The organism is Streptomyces sp. TG1A-60 (assembly GCF_037201975.1).
GTDB lineage: Bacteria > Actinomycetota > Actinomycetes > Streptomycetales > Streptomycetaceae > Streptomyces.
Genome location: NZ_CP147520.1, coordinates 7,441,458 through 7,456,447 on the forward strand (window position 1 = coordinate 7,441,458; position 14,990 = coordinate 7,456,447).

A 14,990-nucleotide genomic window follows, 5' to 3' on the forward strand; every position below is an offset into this window, starting at 1 on the left:
CCGTTCGGTGGTCGTGTGCGGCTGTCCGGTGGTCATGGGTGCGTCCCGTTCGCTGGTTGTGTCGGGACTCTGCCTTGTGGCTCTGCTCGGCTGTCCGGCGGACGTGCGTGCTTCCGGCCGGTGGCCGCGTCGGGCGTTCGCCCCAGGGGCGGGCGTCACTGCCCTGCGCCCCGTGGTCGTGCGCTGCTGCCCTGTCACCGTGCCACGCTTCCGCCCTGTAGCCGTGGCGGGCCACGGCCCGCGGTCCTGCCGCGCTCCCGGCCCCGTGCCCGGGGCGGTCGAGGCGGCGTGGCGAAACGCCGGAAACCGGCCGTGACCCCTCGCCCCGTTCCGCAGTTGAGCGGGGCATGAAGAAGCGCAGCATGCTCGCCATCGCCTCCCTCGCCACCGGTTTCGTCGTCGCGGCCGTCACGCCGTCGCACGGTCTCGACGCCGGAGAGACGCTTGGGAAGGCGGACGCGCTGAGCAAACTGGACGTCGAGGGCACGCTCGGCAAGATCAGCAAGACGGTCGCCGGTGACAGCCTGGCGGTCGACGAGGACGCGTTGGGCGGCATGGCGGGCCGGCAGGGTCAGGAAGGCAAGGGCGGCAAGGAAGGCTGACGGCGGCAGGCGGCGGGGCACTTGTCCGTCCGCTGAGCGCGGTGGCGGGATCCCACGGGGTGGGATCCCGCCACCGTCGTATTTCGGCTCCTCCTCAGCGGCTGGTTTCCGTGGCGGGGTGGAGGGCAAGCCTCAGGGGGCCAACAGAAGAGGGGGAACCGTGATCGTCTGGATCAACGGTGCGTTCGGTGCGGGGAAGACCACCACCGCACGGGAACTGATCGAACTGATCCCGAACAGCACGCTCTTCGACCCCGAGGTCATCGGCGGCGCACTCACACACCTGCTGCCGGCCAAACGCCTCGCCGAGGTCGGCGACTTCCAGGACCTGCCGAGCTGGCGACGGCTGGTGGTCGACACCGCCGCCGCCCTGCTCGCCGAGCTGGGCGGCACCCTCGTGGTCCCCATGACGCTGCTCCGTCAGGAGTACCGCGACGAGATCTTCGGCGGCCTCGCCTCCCGCCGCATACCCGTACGGCATCTGCTCCTGGCACCGGCCGAAACGATACTGCGGGAGCGAATAGCCGGGCGGGAGGTCCCACTGGACCTCCCCGACGGCGAGATGCGGCTGCGTCAATGGGCGTACGACCACATCGCGCCCTACCGCGCCGCCCTGGGTGGCTGGCTCACCGCCGATGCCCACCTCGTCGACACCAGCGCCCTCACGCCGTACGAGACGGCGCGGCGCGTCGCCGACGCCGTGGCCATCGGCGACGTACCCGTGTGCGACATCGTGCAGACCCCCGAGCCGACCGCCGAGACGGTCGCAGCGGGGGTCCTGCTGTTCGACGAGGACGACCGCGTCCTGCTCGTCGATCCGACCTACAAGGCGGGCTGGGAGTTCCCCGGCGGGGTCGTGGAGGCCGGTGAGGCACCGGCCCGCGCGGGCATGCGCGAGGTGATCGAGGAGACCGGCATACGGCTCGACGACGTGCCCCGGCTGCTGGTCGTGGACTGGGAGTCGCCCACGCCCCCCGGATACGGTGGACTGCGCCTCCTCTTCGACGGCGGGCGCCTCGACACGACGGGGGCCCAACGGCCCGTGCTGCCCGGCCCCGAGCTGCGTGACTGGCGGTTCGTCACGGAGGAGGCGGCGGCGGACCTGCTGCCGCCGGTGCGGTACGAGCGGTTGCGGTGGGCTCTGCGGGCGCGGGAGCGGGGGGCGGCGCTGTACTTGGAGGCGGGTGTGCCGGTGTGACGGCCCGCCGCCGTCTCGGGAAGGTCGCGGGGCGACCGCGGGTCCGCGGCTGATCGCCCAGTTCCCCGCGCCCCTTGAGGGGCGCGGTACCGCACCGGTGTTGCATGGACAGCTCAGTTCGCCGCGTAGTCGCGCAGGAACAGCGCCTCCGCCACCGACATGCGCTCCAACTCCTCGGGAGACACGCTCTCGTTGACCGCGTGGATCCGGGCCTCGGGCTCGCTGAGACCGATGAGCAGGATCTCGGCGGCCGGGTAAAGAGCGGCGAGGGCGTTGCACAGCGGGATGGAGCCGCCGTGGCCCGCGTACTGCATCTCCTGGCCCGGGTAGGCGACCGCCATGGCCGCGGCCATCGCCTCGTACGCCGGGCTGGAGGTGTCGGCGCGGAACGCCTGTCCGTGGCCGATCAGCTCGCAGCTCACCCGGGCGCCCCAAGGGGTGTGCGCCACCAGATGGGCTTCGAGCAGCTTGACGGCGTCCGTGACGTCCACGCCCGGCGGGACGCGCAGACCGATCAGGGCGCGGGCGCTCGCCTGGATCGACGGGGTCGCGCCGACCACCGGCGGGGCGTCGATCCCGAGCACGGTGGCGGCCGGGCGCGCCCAGATACGGTCGGCGACCGCGCCGGAGCCGACCAGCTCCACACCGGCGAGCACCTTGGCGTCCTTGCGGAACTGCTCGTCGTCGTACCGCAGACCGTCCCACGACCCGTCGCCCGCGAGCCCGTCCACGGTCGTCGTGCCGTCCTCGGCGCGCAGCGAGTCCAGTACGCGTATCAGCGCGGCCAGCGCGTCGGGGGCCGCGCCGCCGAACTGCCCCGAGTGCAGGTTGCCTTCGAGGGCGTCGACCCTCACCCGCATGAGGATCATGCCGCGCAGGGAGGCGGTGACCGTCGGCAGCCCGGCGCGGAAGTTTCCGGCGTCACCGATGACGACGGTGTCGGCGGCGAGCAACTCGGGGTGCCGCTCGGCGTACTGCTGGAGGCCGCCGGTGCCCATCTCCTCGGAACCCTCGACGATCACCTTGATGTGGACCGGGACCCCGCCGCTCGCCTTCAGCGCCCGCAGCGCCAGCAGGTGCATGATCACGCCGCCCTTGCAGTCGGCGGCACCGCGCCCGTACCAGCGGCCGTCGCGCTCGGTCAGCTCGAACGGCGGCGACACCCAGGCGGCCTCGTCCAGCGGCGGCTGCACGTCGTAGTGCGCGTAGAGCAGGACCGTCTTCGCGCCCTCGGGACCGGGCAGGCGGCCGTACACCGACTGCGTGCCGTCGGGGGTGTCGAGCAGGGCCACGTCCTGGAAACCCTCGGCGCGCAGCGCGTCGGCGACCCAGTTCGCGGCGCCCTCGCTCTCGCTCCTCGGATACTGGTCGAAGTCGGCCACCGACTTGAAGGCCACCAGTTCGGTGAGCTCCTCCTTCGCCCGGGGAATCAGCGAGGCGACGGTCTCGGCGACCGGGTTCGACGGCATGGGCACGCTCCTCGTGGGTGCGACGTTGTCCTGCTGTGTGAGTGGCTGCGTACGCGCTTGCCCGGTGAGTCGGTGTAGGGCGCATGCGCTGCCGATCCTCCCACAGCGGACCTCGGCGCCACCGCCGTAGGATGCTGGGGACAGGTGCGGCAGGCGGCTGGATCGGGAGCAGTAGACCATCGTGAGCAGCGAGAACTCTTCGGCGGACGACGTGCAGCGGGTGTGGGACGTCGTCGTGGTGGGCGCGGGCCCCGCAGGGGCTTCGGCCGCCTACGCGGCGGCGGTCGCGGGACGCAGCGTCCTGTTGCTGGAGAAGGCGGAGCTGCCGCGGTACAAGACGTGCGGCGGCGGCATCATCGGCCCCTCGCGCGACGCGCTGCCGCCCGGCTTCGAACTCCCCTTCAAGGACCGTGTGCACGCGGTCACCTTCTCCCTCGACGGCCGCTACGCCCGTACGCGCAAGTCCAAGCAGATGCTGTTCGGGCTGATCAACCGGCCCGAGTTCGACCAGCAACTCGTCGAGCACGCCCAGAAGGCCGGCGCGGAACTGCGTACGGGCGTCACGGTCACCCGGGTCGAGCAGCACGGCTCGACCGTGCCGGACCGGCGCACGGTCGCCGTCGTCCTGCAGGGCGGAGAGGCACTGCTGGCGCGGGCCGTCGTCGGCGCGGACGGCAGCGCCAGCCGCATAGGGGCGCATGTCGGGGTGAAGCTGGAGCAGGTCGACCTCGGCCTGGAGGCGGAGATCCCCGTGCCGGACACCGTCGCCGAGGACTGGAAGGGACGCGTCCTCATCGACTGGGGCCCGATGCCCGGCAGTTACGGATGGGTCTTCCCCAAGGGCGACACACTGACCGTCGGTGTGATCTCCGCGCGCGGTGAAGGCGCCGCCACCAAGCGGTACTTGGAGGACTTCATCGGACGGCTCGGCCTCGCCGGGTTCGAACCGAGCGTCTCCTCCGGGCACTTGACGCGTTGCCGCGCCGACGACTCACCGCTTTCGCGGGGGAGGGTACTGGTGTGCGGGGACGCGGCGGGCCTGTTGGAGCCGTGGACGCGGGAGGGCATCTCCTTCGCCCTGCGCTCGGGGCGGCTCGCGGGGGAGTGGGCGGTCCGCATCGCCGAGGCGCACGACGCGGTGGACACCCGCCGCCAGGCCCTGAACTACGCGTTCGCCGTCAAGGCGGGGCTGGGCGTCGAGATGAGCGTCGGCAAGCGGCTGCTGATCGCGTTCGAGCGACGGCCCGGACTCTTCCACGCGGCACTCACCGGGTTCCGGCCCGCCTGGCGGACCTTCGTCGACATCACGCGTGGCTCGACCTCGCTGGGCGAGATCGTCCGCACCCACCCGATCGCCCAGCGCGCGCTGACCGCGTTCGACAAGTAGGCGCCGGACGCCGGGCCGGCCCATGCGGCATGGACCGGCCGACAGCCGGCGGCACCCCGGCCGGTCACTGCTTGACGGTGATCCGGAAGACGGGGTGCCTCGGCGCGGCGGCGAGCAACTGCTCGTCGGTGGAGTCGGCGTTGACGTCGCCGAAGAACCGGCTCACCTCCCAGCCCCACTTCTTGAGGTAGGCGCGCAGGACGACGGGCTTCTCCTCGTCGGGCAGTTCGAGCGCCGTGAACTCCTGTACGCGGCGGCCCACCTGGAGCCGTCCACCGCCTGCCGCCCGCATGTTGCGCACCCTGTCAGGAGCGGGTCGCCGTCCGGGTCGGGCTCGCCGCCGACGCGCCGGGGTGAGGTGTGGCCCCGGCGACGAACGCCGTGAGCCAGCGGTGCACGACTCCGGTGTGCCGCACCAGATCCCGGGCCCGCCAGTCGGGGCAGGTCGGCACCGCGGCGTCCGTGCCGGCCTTCCGGACCGCCGCGACCAGCAGCCGGCCCTCCTCGTCGAGTGCTCTGATGTCCTCGGCGCTCTCCAGGGGGCGAGTCCGCCGGATGAAGTGCGCTCGAAGCGCCCGCCCGGAACAGGGGCGGGCGCTTCGGTTCGTCGGGAAGTGGTGAGCTTCAGGAGGCGCCAGGGGGTTCAGGGGGTTGCTCGTATGCGGCCGTCACGGTGCCTCCCTGCGCCCGGCTCCGCGTGCGCCAGCCACTCGGCGACACTGCGGGCGATCGGCTGGCCGGTGTCCATCTCCACGAACCCGAACTGGCCCGACTGGTTGCACTCCAGGAACCACCAGATCCCGTCGGCGTCCTCCACGAAGTCGAGGGCCCCGTACGAGAGTCCGGCGTCACGCAGATAGGCCCGCACGGCCGTGGCGGTACGCGCCGGGACGCCGACCGGCTCCCAGGGCGCGGTGGACGGGGCGAAACGGACGTCCACCTCGTCGGGGTGGGCTCCCGGGGCGACCGTCTTGCGGGCGGCCAACATGCGGTCGCCGACGGCCGTGAGCCGGATGTCGGCGGTCTTGGCGATCCGGCGCTGCAGCAGCGTCGGGCCGAACGCGACGGGGGTGAAGTCGGTGCCCGGCGGCACCCGGCTGGTCGGAACCGTCCGGGGCGGCTCCTGCGGGTGTGTGCCGGAGACGGGCTTCACCACCAGGTCGGGGAAGCGTTCGGCGAAGTCGCGGGCCGCCTGCGGGAACGTGGTGATCAGCGTGGCCGGTACGGGGAGACCGCAGCGCTGGGCGTGCCGGAGCTGCCAGGGCTTGTGGCGGGCACGCCGGGCCGCGTCCGGGTCGTTCATCCAGCGGGCGCCCGTGCCGCGCAGCATTCCGTACAGCGCCTGCGAGGACTCCTCGGTCAGCCACGCGGACGGCTCGGCGACCTTGGCGGCCGGAACCCCCGGCCGCCGCAGCCAGACCGACCGCAGCCCGCTCATGCTCACCAGCCGCCCTCCGGCGTTCAGATGTCCGCGGAAGGCGCCGTAGACGTACTCACCGGAGAGCGCCACCCCGCCGGGCAGGTCGGCGGGGTCGAACCGGACCACCGGTACACCGGTCCGGTTCAGTTGTGCCACCACCAGATCCGCCGTCACGTCCTGTTCGCAGGTGAGGATCAGTACGGTCATCGTCACCGGTCCGCGTTCAGTCGTCGAAATGGGTCTTCGAGCCCGCCGTTGAGGTCGTCGCTCCCAGTTCCCGCATCAGACCCTGGTCATGGGCGGCGACCCGCCCGTCGGCGAGTACGTTCAACTGCAGTGCGGAGTCGTAGGTGTACGGAGCGCTGAACTCCAACTGCTCAGTTGTGCGAGCGTAGTTGAGCACGAACAGTCGCATCGTTTCTCCTTGTTCGGGACCATCCGGAAAAGCGGATGGTGACGCTCCGGCCGTCCTCTGTCCGACCGGGGCGCGGTGCCTCCAGGGAGTTATACGAATCGAACGACTGAATGGTTGCCTCATGTTGTCGGAGGACTGAGTTCATTCCCCGCGAGGTGTCACGGAGCAACGGTGAGTGGTCATTTCGCCACCGAGTGACGGGTGGTGAACGCGGTGACGGAGGCGAACGCGGCGAGCACCGCGACGCTGGTGAGCGCGGTCGGGAGGGAGACCACTCGGCCATGAAACCGACCGCGTGGGCCTGGGAGCATGTCGAGGTGCCCGAGGGTGGAGGCGGTGACGACGCCGCCCGGGCCGGCCGGCGCGCCGGCGCGTTCGACGGCGACGGGGAAGATGTGGGCGAGGCCCGGACCGGTCACCGCGAAGCGGAGCAGGGCCGCCCACACCGAGGGGCGAGGGAGCCGAGCAGTGTGCCGGCCGTCGCGGTCGCGCCACCGGCCACGAGCACCGTGGTCCTGCCCGGGCGTTCGAGCAGGGTCGTCCCGTCAGCCGGCCGATCGTCATGGCGAGCGCGAAACACGAGTAACCGATCGCCGCGACTCCGGAGGAGGTGATCGGTCCTCCTCCAGGTGCAGGGCGCCCCAGTCGGCCGGCGCGCCCTCGCCGTACGTCGTGCACCCGGCGATCAGACCGAGGACGACGAGCAGGCCGCGGGTACGGCCCGTCGAGGTGGCGCGGGGCGGGCCCCCTGCTCCTCCTGCCCACAGCCGTGGTCCGGCGGAGCAGGGGGCTCGTGGCGCAGCAGGGCGGGCGCGGCGGCGGTCACGCTGGCCGAGCACGGCCATCGGTAAGCCGATGCTGAGGGCTTCGGGGGCAAGGCCGACAGAATGCGGGGCGTGGGCCGGTGCTTTCGGAATGTGGAATTCCTTCGGGAGGTACTCATCGTTTTCGCGGGAGTGTCCGGGTCGGTAAAATCGGACTGGGCATGCGACACCGTTTCACCGGAGGTCAGCGGTGCTGTGTCGAAATCGCTCGCCGCATGCGCCCGCCCATTCCCCAGCCGATTCCGCGAGCCGCCGGAGGTCGGCCGGCCGCCCGGAACGTCCGCAGGCGCAGGGAGTTGCCGACACGAAGACCGAGGAGAACGCCGTGTCCGCTCCGGCGATCATGGGGTTGAGGAGGCCGACCGCCGCGAGCGGCAGGGCGGCCACGTTGTAGGCGGACGCCCAGAACAGGTTGGACCGGATGGTGCCGAGGGTCCGGCGGGCGAGGCGGATGGGGTCGGCGGCCACGCGCAGATCGCCGCGTACGAGGGTCAGGTCCAACAGGACCGGGGTGAGGCCGAGCGACCGCAGCCAGGTGATCGTCTCCGCGCTGGTCGCCTTCACCGCGTCGGCGACTTCGAGGACCGCGCGGGCCTCGCCGTCCCAGGGGACAGCGTGCCCGGATGCCCGGATGCCCGGATGCCCGGATGCCTCGGACCCGGACCCGGACCGTGATACCCCATAGGGGTATAATGGGTGGAGGCCCGGACCCGAAGGAGACCGCCATGAACACCGGACTGAGGATCGCCGCGTTCGCCGCCGCGCTGGCCGCGACCTTCGCCGCCGCCTACGCCGTGGGCGACGGTGTCGGGCCCGTCATCAAGGACGCCGGGGAGAGCACGCCCGCGCGCCACGACAGCCACAGCGAGACCTCACCGAAACCCGACGAGGGCGGCGGCCACGCCGGACGGCACGAAGCGGCCCCCGTCGGCGGACTGCAGATCTCCGAGGACGGTTACACCCTCGACCTCCGGACTCCCACCGTCACCGCAGGGCAGCGCACGGAGCTGCGCTTCGTCATCCGCGACGAGGACGGCCACGCCGTCACGGAGTACCGGCGCGAGCACGAGAAGGAACTGCACCTCATCCTCGCCTCCCGTGACCTGGTCACCTACCGCCATCTGCACCCCACCCGCGCCGCCGACGGCACCTGGAGCACCTCCGTCGACCTGCCCGAGGCGGGCGGCTACCGCGTCTTCGCCGACTTCACCCCGGCAGGGAAGAACACCGCGAACCTCACGCTCGGCGCCGACCTGGCGGCCTCGGGCACCTACAAGCCCGAGAAGCTCCCGCCGACGGGCAACACCGCCGAGGTCAACGGCTACGAGGTCGAGCTGGAGGGCGGCCTGCGTCCGGACGCGGCGGGCGAACTCAGGCTCAGGGTCTCCCGTGACGGCAGGCCCGTCACCGACCTCCAGCCCTATCTCGGTGCGTACGGCCACCTGGTCGCCCTGCGCTCCGGCGACCTCGCCTACCTCCACGTCCACCCGAACGGCGAGCCCGGCGACGACGAAACCCGACCCGGCCCGGACATCTCCTTCACGGCCACCGCGCCCAGCGCCGGCACCTACCGCCTCTTCCTCGACTTCCAGCACGAGGGGAAGGTCCACACGGCCGCGTTCACGGTCCGCGCGGGCGGCACGGCGGCCTCTGAGGAGCCGCACGAGACTTCGCCCGGCCATGCCCACTGAGAAGCGGCGCCACGGTCCCCGCCGTCGCGCCTACGTCGGCATCCCCGACCTCCAGGCCTTCAACAATGCCTGCTGCCGTGAGCTGGGCACCTCACCACGCTCCCTGCGCGGGGCCCCTCGGTGGCCGCGTCAGGGGTCACGAGCCCCGCTTGACCGCCTTCAGCACCACGAACTTGGCGTCGCTCGCCACGAGTTCACTGTTCCCGAAAACTCGTCGCAGCGTTATGTGATAGCCCAGATGACGGTTCCCGACCACCCACAGCTCGCCGCCCGCCAGCAGCGCCCGCCGCGCACCGGTGAACATCCGCCGGGCGGTCGCGTCGGTCGTCGCCTGGTGGGAGTGGAACGGCGGATTGTTGAGCACGAGATCCACACTCCCCGGCGCGAACCCCTCCAGCCCGTCGCCGACCCGGAACTCCGCTTCGCCGTCGGCGTTCGCCCGGTACGTCGCCTCCGCCGAGGCCACCGCCTGGTACGACTCGTCCACGAACACCACCTCGGCGTCCGGATCGGTCAGCGCGACCGCCGTACCGACCACGCCGTTGCCGCACCCCAGATCCACGGCCCGCCCGCCACCCCGGCCGCCCGGCAGATGCCGTAGGAAGAACCGGGTGCCGATGTCGAGCCGGTCGGCACAGAAGACGCCCGCGTGGTTGACGACCCTGCGCCCGGCCACCACGCCGACGTCGTCCGGGAGTTGATAGGTGTACGGCCATGGATCGTTCCCCCGCGCCTCGATGACCCGAGCGTCCGGGGTGCAGAAGATCAGCCGCGCCTTCTGCCGGGCGAGCGAGGTCCGGGTCGGGCCGAGGATCCGCTCGAAGAGCCGAAGCGTCGAGGTGTGGATCTCCTTGACCATCCCGGTGCCGACCACGACCGTTCCCTCGTGCACGGCGGGCGCGAGCCGGTGCAGCTGGTCCTCCAGGAGCGCGAGGCTCTTGGGTACCCGGACGAGGAGCACGTCGACACGGCCCGGAGGCGGATCCTGGGTGGTCAGCAGCCGTACCGTGTCCGCCTCCGCGCCGTTGCGCGCCAGGTTCGCCCGTGTCGCCTCCCGGCTCAGATACGAGTCGGTGATCTGCGTCGGCCGGTGCCCGGCGAGCGCGGTGGTCAGCGCGCCCCATCGGTCACCGACGACCACGACCGTCCCGTCCGACGGCGTCCCGCTCTCCGCGAGATGGCTCAGCAGATACGCGTCGGACGCGTCCCAGGCGCGCAGCCGGTCACGGGGGTCCTCGGGAAAGCGGGCCAGGGCGTACTCGCCCCAGGGCGCGGTCATACGGTCGCTCATCGTGTGCCCCAGGCTAGCCGAGCCCCAGCTCACGCCCTCTCCGCGCGGCCCTACACGGACGTGGAACTGCGCAGCGGTGATCTCTTCGTGTTCGGCGGGGCGTCCCGGCAGGCGTACCACGGTGTGCCTCGGGTGCACGCGGGGACGGCGCCGTCCGGGCTGGGGTTGACCGGACGGCTGACGTCACCTCCGGGTCAGCGGCTTCGCCGGCGGCTGAGGCTCCCCGGGCGGGGGCCGACGCCCGGCGGATCATGGGAGACTCGCCCTCATGGACGGCAAGGCGGCCCCCAAGGCGGCGGGCGAAGGGACGACGACGCGGACTCGGCTGGACCGGGGGAGGGGCGCGCTCGGTCCGGCGCTGGAACTCGTGCACACCGGGCGGGCGCCGACCCGGGCGGTGCTCACCGCCGGGCTGGGAGTCACCCGGGCCACGGCGGGCGCTGTCGCCGCCGAGCTGGAGGCGCTGGGGCTGATCCGGGTGGACGCGCACCCGGGGGCCGCCGCCGGTTCGCAGGGTCGGCCCTCGCACCGCCTGGAAGTCGCCGAGGAGGGGCCCGTCGCGCTCGCCGCCCAGGTGCACGCCGACGGCTGGCGGGCCGCGCTGGTGGGGCTCGGCGGCCGGATCGTCGCCACCGCGCCCGGCTGCGAGACCGTGGACGCCGACCCCGCGAAGGTGCTCGGCTCGGTCGTCGACGCGGGCGCCGAACTGCTGCGCGAGACCGGCCGGCGGTGCGTGGGCGCGGGACTCGCCGTGCCGTCCGCGGTCGCCGAACCGGCAGGGCTGGCCCTGAACCCGCTGCACCTGGCCTGGCCGGCCGGCGCGCCCGTCCGGCAGATCTTCGCCGAGCGGGTGCGCGCGGCCGGGATCGAGGGACCCGCGTTCGCGGCCAACGACGTCAACCTCGCCGCCCTCGCCGAACACCGGCACGGCGCCGGGCGCGGCTCCCGCGACCTGCTGTGTGTGGCCACCGGGCACCGCGGCGTGGGTGGTGCGCTGGTCCTCGACGGCCGTCTGCACTCGGGGAGTTCGGGCCTCGCCCTGGAAGTCGGCCACCTCACCGTCAACCCCGAGGGCCGTCCCTGCCACTGCGGCAGCCGCGGCTGCCTCGACGTCGAGGCCGACCCGCTGGCCTTCCTCACCGCGGCCGGCCGCGACCCCGGCCCCGCGGTCTCCCTGCTCCAGCAGGCCAACGACCTGATCCGCACCCGGTACGCCGACCCGGCTGTCCGCACCGCCACCGAGACCCTCATCGACCGCCTCGGTCTCGGCCTCGCGGGCCTGGTCAACATCCTCAACCCCGACCGCATCATTCTCGGCGGCATGCACCGCACCCTCCTCGACGCCGACCCCGACCGGCTGCGCACCGTCGTCGCCGACCGCGGCCTGTGGGGCCGGCAGAGCGGCGTCGCGCCGATCCTGGCCTGCACGCTGGACCACAACAGCCTTGTGGGAGCTGCCGAGTTGGCGTGGCAGCCGGTCTTCGACGACCCTCTGGGCGCGCTGGCCTGAGGGGTCAGGCGCGCACGGGACCTTCTGCGTTCGGGCCGCATCCGGTGCCCGTCCACGATCACATACACACCCGCCGTAGTGATCAGGAAGTTGGTCGCGAACACCAGGAACTTCCGCCAGGTCGGCCCTGTCCGACAGGTGGATCGCGCGTTCGGGGAAAGGAACCCGTCATGCTCAGCGTGAACGCGAGAACGCGCGCGGCGACACAACCCGGGGTCTCCACGCCGTTGACGAGTGGGTCGCCCACGATCCACGCCGTATGCAGCCCCGCGCACACCAGCAGGCACGGACCGAGAAGGAGGGCACACCAACACGGCCAAGGCGTACGGCTCCGGCGACGCGACGCCGAGGACCCCGGACGGGATGAGCGTCGGCTTCCCGCGCCGGCCGTTTCACCGCGTTCATGGAGCCCTCGGCCCTCGCGGGACCGCACCCGGCCCGGCGGGCGGCACGCCTGGACCTCCGGCGTGCCGCCGCCACCGAGTGGCACCGGCCGGCGTCCGCACGGACGCCGGCCGACGGCGGGATGGTCACCGCCCGGTCAGCCTGCGACGGCGGACCGGGCGGGAGCCTGCTCGGACCTGCGCCCCCGTGCGGCGGCCCTGCGTCCGGTGTCGTACGTCTGTCCGGTGTCGTGCGGCTGCCGGACGTTGTACGGCGAGATCTTCGGCACCGCGGGCGAGGATGCCGGCAGGGTGAACCACACGACCTTTCCCGACTCGCCGTGCGGCCGTACACCCCAGCTCTCGCTCACCGCGGCGACCATCGCGAGGCCGCGACCGCAGGTGGCGAAGGGCTCCGCGTCCTGGACGACCGGGAGGCGGGGGTCGTGGTCGTGCACCGAGACCGTGAGCCGGCCGAGGAGCAACTCCATCTCCACGGTGCACATCTTGTCCGGCTCCGCGTGCCGGTGGACGTTGGACAGCAGCTCGGTCACCCCGAGTGCGGCCCGCTCTATCAACGGATCCAGATGCCAGTAGCGCAATTGCGCAGATACGATTCTGCGGACCTGGCCGATCCGCGACGGCAGGGCTTGGAGCTCCACCGTGCAGTGCCTGCTTTGCTGGCTGATCACGGCTGCGACTCCCCGAATTGAGTCCGGAAGAAGATCGGAGTACGGATCCAGCGAGGTGGCTGGGCGAAAAACGCCGCCTGCTGTGGGGGCGGCCCACTACGACTGCCGCCTGGTGTCGGCGGAAGCCTGGGCTGCCGCCTGCTCGTGGGTGGCTGCCTACGGCCGCCGCCCGCTGTCGGGGCCGGCGGGCTGGTTCGCAGCGTTATCACCGGTAGACCCAGAGTGACGTGAGACCAGAGTGACCCAGGGGGTCCGGTCCCGCAACTCGCGGTTTCCGTCAGCCGCTACGCCCCGCGGCCCTGCGCACCGCCTCTATGAACCGGCGCGCCGAGGGCGGCCCGGGCTTTCCCGGAGCCGGGTCGTGCTCGTTCAGCGTGAGCGTGTAGCGGGTGCCGTTGACGTCGGCCAACGCCCGGTCCTCGTTCGCGAACCAGGGCTTCGACGCCCTCACCGCCTGCACCGGGGCACTGTCGATCTCGCTGCCGTAACTGGTGAGCAACTGCAGTCGGCCGTCCTCGATCCGGACCTGTCCCGCCCGGGTGAGCTGCCGCAGCCTCTTTCCGATCCGCACGCCCGTGGCCGTGAACTCCGGCTCCGCCATGTGCCCCGCCCCCTAGCGCTTCGGCTGTCCTGTGTCGTGATCCGTCGCGGACCGGGGATCCAGTGTGCCCGAGGTCGTCCGCCCCCTGGCCGGCTCCAGTGCTGTCGAGTCGGCCCGTGCGGTGCAGTCTGCACGGCCCCGACGTCGAGCACCAGTGCGCACGGTGGGCCGGGGGCGGGGTTCCGGCGCATGCGCGGCATGCGCCCCCCATGCGCCCCGCGCATCGCAGCCACTGGAGTGCCCTTGAGGTACTCAAAGGCATGTTTATGCAGGTGAGAAGCGTGCGGAAGGCGCCTATCATCGAGGCGTCCGACGTCGCGCACGCCGTCGGCGCGATGCGTGAGGAGCACGCCGTGAACATCCCCCGCCCCATCCATCCCGGCGCGACTCTCGACGTCGACCACAGCGACACCGCGTACCGGAGCTGGCTCAAAGAAGCCGTCCGCAAGGTCCAGGCCGACGCCAACCGCTCCGCCGACACCCATCTGCTGCGCTTCCCGCTGCCCGAGCGATGGGGCATCGACCTGTACCTCAAGGACGAGTCGACCCACCCCACCGGCAGCCTCAAGCACCGCCTCGCCCGCTCCCTCTTCCTCTACGGCCTGTGCAACGGCTGGATCCGTCCGGGCCGCCCCGTCATCGAGGCCTCCAGCGGTTCCACGGCCGTCTCCGAGGCCTACTTCGCCAAACTGATCGGCGTCCCCTTCGTCGCCGTGATGCTCCGCACGACCAGCGCCGAGAAGATCCGTCTGATCGAGTTCCACGGCGGCCGATGCCACTTCGTGGACGACTCACGGAAGATGTACGAGGAGTCGGCCCGCCTCGCGGCGGACACCGGCGGTCACTACATGGACCAGTTCACCTACGCCGAAAGGGCCACGGACTGGCGAGGCAACAACAACATCGCCGAATCGGTCTTCCGCCAGCTCCGGCTGGAGCGCTTCCCCGAGCCCGCCTGGATCGTCGCCACGGCCGGCACCGGCGGCACCTCCGCGACCATCGCCCGGTACGTCCACTACATGCAGCACGACACCCGCATCTGTGTCGCCGACCCCGAGAACTCCTGCTTCTTCGACGGCTGGACCACCGGGGACCCCGACGTCACCTGCGACTGCGGCTCCCGCATCGAGGGCATCGGCCGTCCCCGCATGGAGCCCAGCTTCGTCCCCGGCGCCGTCGACCGCATGATGAAGGTCCCCGACGCCGCCAGCGTCGCCGCCGTACGAGCACTGGAACAGGCCATCGGCCGCAAGGCCGGCGGTTCCACCGGCACCGGCCTGTGGAGCGCGCTGAAGATCGTCGCCGAGATGGTGTCGGAGGGCCACCAGGGCAGCGTGGTCACCCTCCTGTGCGACCCGGGCGACCGCTACCTCGACAAGTACTACTCGGACGAGTGGCTGGAGGAGCAGGGCCTGGACATCGCGCACTACACGGCAGCGATCGAGACCCTGCTGAAGACGGGCGTGTGGGGAGACTAGTGCCGCGGCAGGCGGCGTTCGCCCGCGAA

Annotated in this window: 12 protein-coding genes and 6 pseudogenes; 6 read left to right on the forward strand and 12 right to left on the reverse strand. The window is 72.0% G+C overall.

Annotated elements, in window-relative coordinates; all coding sequences use genetic code 11:
* The first annotated feature begins 362 nt into the window (after positions 1 to 362).
* Together WBG99_RS32715 and WBG99_RS32720 are read left to right on the forward strand one after the other, a co-directional pair.
* The gene (locus tag WBG99_RS32715) at positions 363 to 602 is read left to right on the forward strand and encodes a hypothetical protein (protein ID WP_338899811.1); all 240 of its coding nucleotides are present in this window, start codon (positions 363 to 365) and stop codon (positions 600 to 602) included.
* A gap of 160 nt (positions 603 to 762) precedes the next feature.
* On the forward strand, positions 763 to 1,800 hold the full coding sequence (locus WBG99_RS32720) for an NUDIX domain-containing protein (RefSeq protein ID WP_338899813.1): 1,038 nt from the start codon (positions 763 to 765) through the stop codon (positions 1,798 to 1,800).
* 113 nt (positions 1,801 to 1,913) lie between these two features.
* On the opposite strand, the gene WBG99_RS32725 is transcribed toward WBG99_RS32720, so the two are convergent.
* Positions 1,914 to 3,269 carry a dipeptidase gene (locus WBG99_RS32725; RefSeq protein WP_338899814.1) on the reverse strand — a complete coding sequence of 452 codons (1,356 nt, stop codon included), beginning with the start codon at positions 3,267 to 3,269 and terminating at the stop codon, positions 1,914 to 1,916.
* 181 nt (positions 3,270 to 3,450) lie between these two features.
* Between WBG99_RS32725 and WBG99_RS32730 the strand changes: the two genes are divergently transcribed.
* The gene (locus WBG99_RS32730; RefSeq protein ID WP_338899815.1) at positions 3,451 to 4,656 is read left to right on the forward strand and encodes a geranylgeranyl reductase family protein; all 1,206 of its coding nucleotides are present in this window, start codon (positions 3,451 to 3,453) and stop codon (positions 4,654 to 4,656) included.
* Between the two features lie 64 nt (positions 4,657 to 4,720).
* On the opposite strand, the pseudogene WBG99_RS32735 reads toward WBG99_RS32730, so the two are convergent.
* The 6 genes and pseudogenes from WBG99_RS32735 to WBG99_RS32760 form a co-directional block, all read right to left on the reverse strand.
* Positions 4,721 to 4,957: pseudogene (locus WBG99_RS32735) on the reverse strand (deazaflavin-dependent nitroreductase); the annotation flags it as partial.
* A 44-nt stretch (positions 4,958 to 5,001) separates the two neighbouring features.
* Positions 5,002 to 5,195, reverse strand: a pseudogene (locus WBG99_RS32740) (maleylpyruvate isomerase N-terminal domain-containing protein); the annotation flags it as partial.
* A 104-nt stretch (positions 5,196 to 5,299) separates the two neighbouring features.
* Complete coding sequence (tgmB, locus tag WBG99_RS32745; RefSeq protein WP_338899816.1) at positions 5,300 to 6,283, reverse strand: ATP-grasp ribosomal peptide maturase; 984 nt, start codon at positions 6,281 to 6,283, stop codon at positions 5,300 to 5,302.
* Between the two features lie 16 nt (positions 6,284 to 6,299).
* A complete protein-coding gene (tgmA, locus tag WBG99_RS32750; protein ID WP_338899817.1) occupies positions 6,300 to 6,491 on the reverse strand; it encodes a putative ATP-grasp-modified RiPP in 192 nt (63 codons plus the stop codon).
* A 179-nt stretch (positions 6,492 to 6,670) separates the two neighbouring features.
* Positions 6,671 to 7,210: pseudogene (locus WBG99_RS32755) on the reverse strand (MFS transporter); the annotation flags it as partial.
* A 289-nt stretch (positions 7,211 to 7,499) separates the two neighbouring features.
* Positions 7,500 to 7,930 (reverse strand): annotated as a pseudogene (locus WBG99_RS32760) (hypothetical protein); the annotation flags it as partial.
* Positions 7,931 to 8,040: 110 nt separating this feature from the next.
* On the opposite strand from WBG99_RS32760, the gene WBG99_RS32765 reads away from it, so the two are divergent.
* A complete protein-coding gene (locus WBG99_RS32765; protein WP_338899818.1) occupies positions 8,041 to 9,006 on the forward strand; it encodes a hypothetical protein in 966 nt (321 codons plus the stop codon).
* Between the two features lie 136 nt (positions 9,007 to 9,142).
* Here WBG99_RS32765 and WBG99_RS32770 read toward each other — a convergent pair whose 3' ends face one another.
* Complete coding sequence (locus WBG99_RS32770) at positions 9,143 to 10,297, reverse strand: methyltransferase (protein ID WP_338899819.1); 1,155 nt, start codon at positions 10,295 to 10,297, stop codon at positions 9,143 to 9,145.
* 268 nt (positions 10,298 to 10,565) lie between these two features.
* Between WBG99_RS32770 and WBG99_RS32775 the strand changes: the two genes are divergently transcribed.
* Positions 10,566 to 11,807, forward strand: coding sequence for an ROK family protein (locus WBG99_RS32775; protein WP_338899820.1), 1,242 nt, complete (start codon positions 10,566 to 10,568; stop codon positions 11,805 to 11,807).
* A 50-nt stretch (positions 11,808 to 11,857) separates the two neighbouring features.
* Here WBG99_RS32775 and WBG99_RS32780 read toward each other — a convergent pair.
* From WBG99_RS32780 to WBG99_RS32795, 4 genes and pseudogenes are all read right to left on the reverse strand, one after another.
* Positions 11,858 to 12,012, reverse strand: a pseudogene (locus WBG99_RS32780) (GtrA family protein); the annotation flags it as partial.
* Positions 12,010 to 12,111 (reverse strand): annotated as a pseudogene (locus tag WBG99_RS32785) (glycosyltransferase); the annotation flags it as partial. The pseudogenes WBG99_RS32785 and WBG99_RS32780, both read right to left, overlap by 3 nt.
* Before the next feature lie 237 nt (positions 12,112 to 12,348).
* Positions 12,349 to 12,882, reverse strand: coding sequence for an ATP-binding protein (locus WBG99_RS32790; RefSeq protein WP_338899822.1), 534 nt, complete (start codon positions 12,880 to 12,882; stop codon positions 12,349 to 12,351).
* 277 nt (positions 12,883 to 13,159) lie between these two features.
* Positions 13,160 to 13,483 (reverse strand): hypothetical protein, encoded by a 324-nt coding sequence (locus WBG99_RS32795; protein WP_184898104.1) that lies wholly within the window; start codon positions 13,481 to 13,483, stop codon positions 13,160 to 13,162.
* Positions 13,484 to 13,818: 335 nt separating this feature from the next.
* On the opposite strand from WBG99_RS32795, the gene WBG99_RS32800 reads away from it, so the two are divergent.
* Positions 13,819 to 14,961, forward strand: coding sequence for a PLP-dependent cysteine synthase family protein (locus WBG99_RS32800; RefSeq protein WP_338900567.1), 1,143 nt, complete (start codon positions 13,819 to 13,821; stop codon positions 14,959 to 14,961).
* The last annotated feature ends 29 nt before the right edge of the window (positions 14,962 to 14,990 follow it).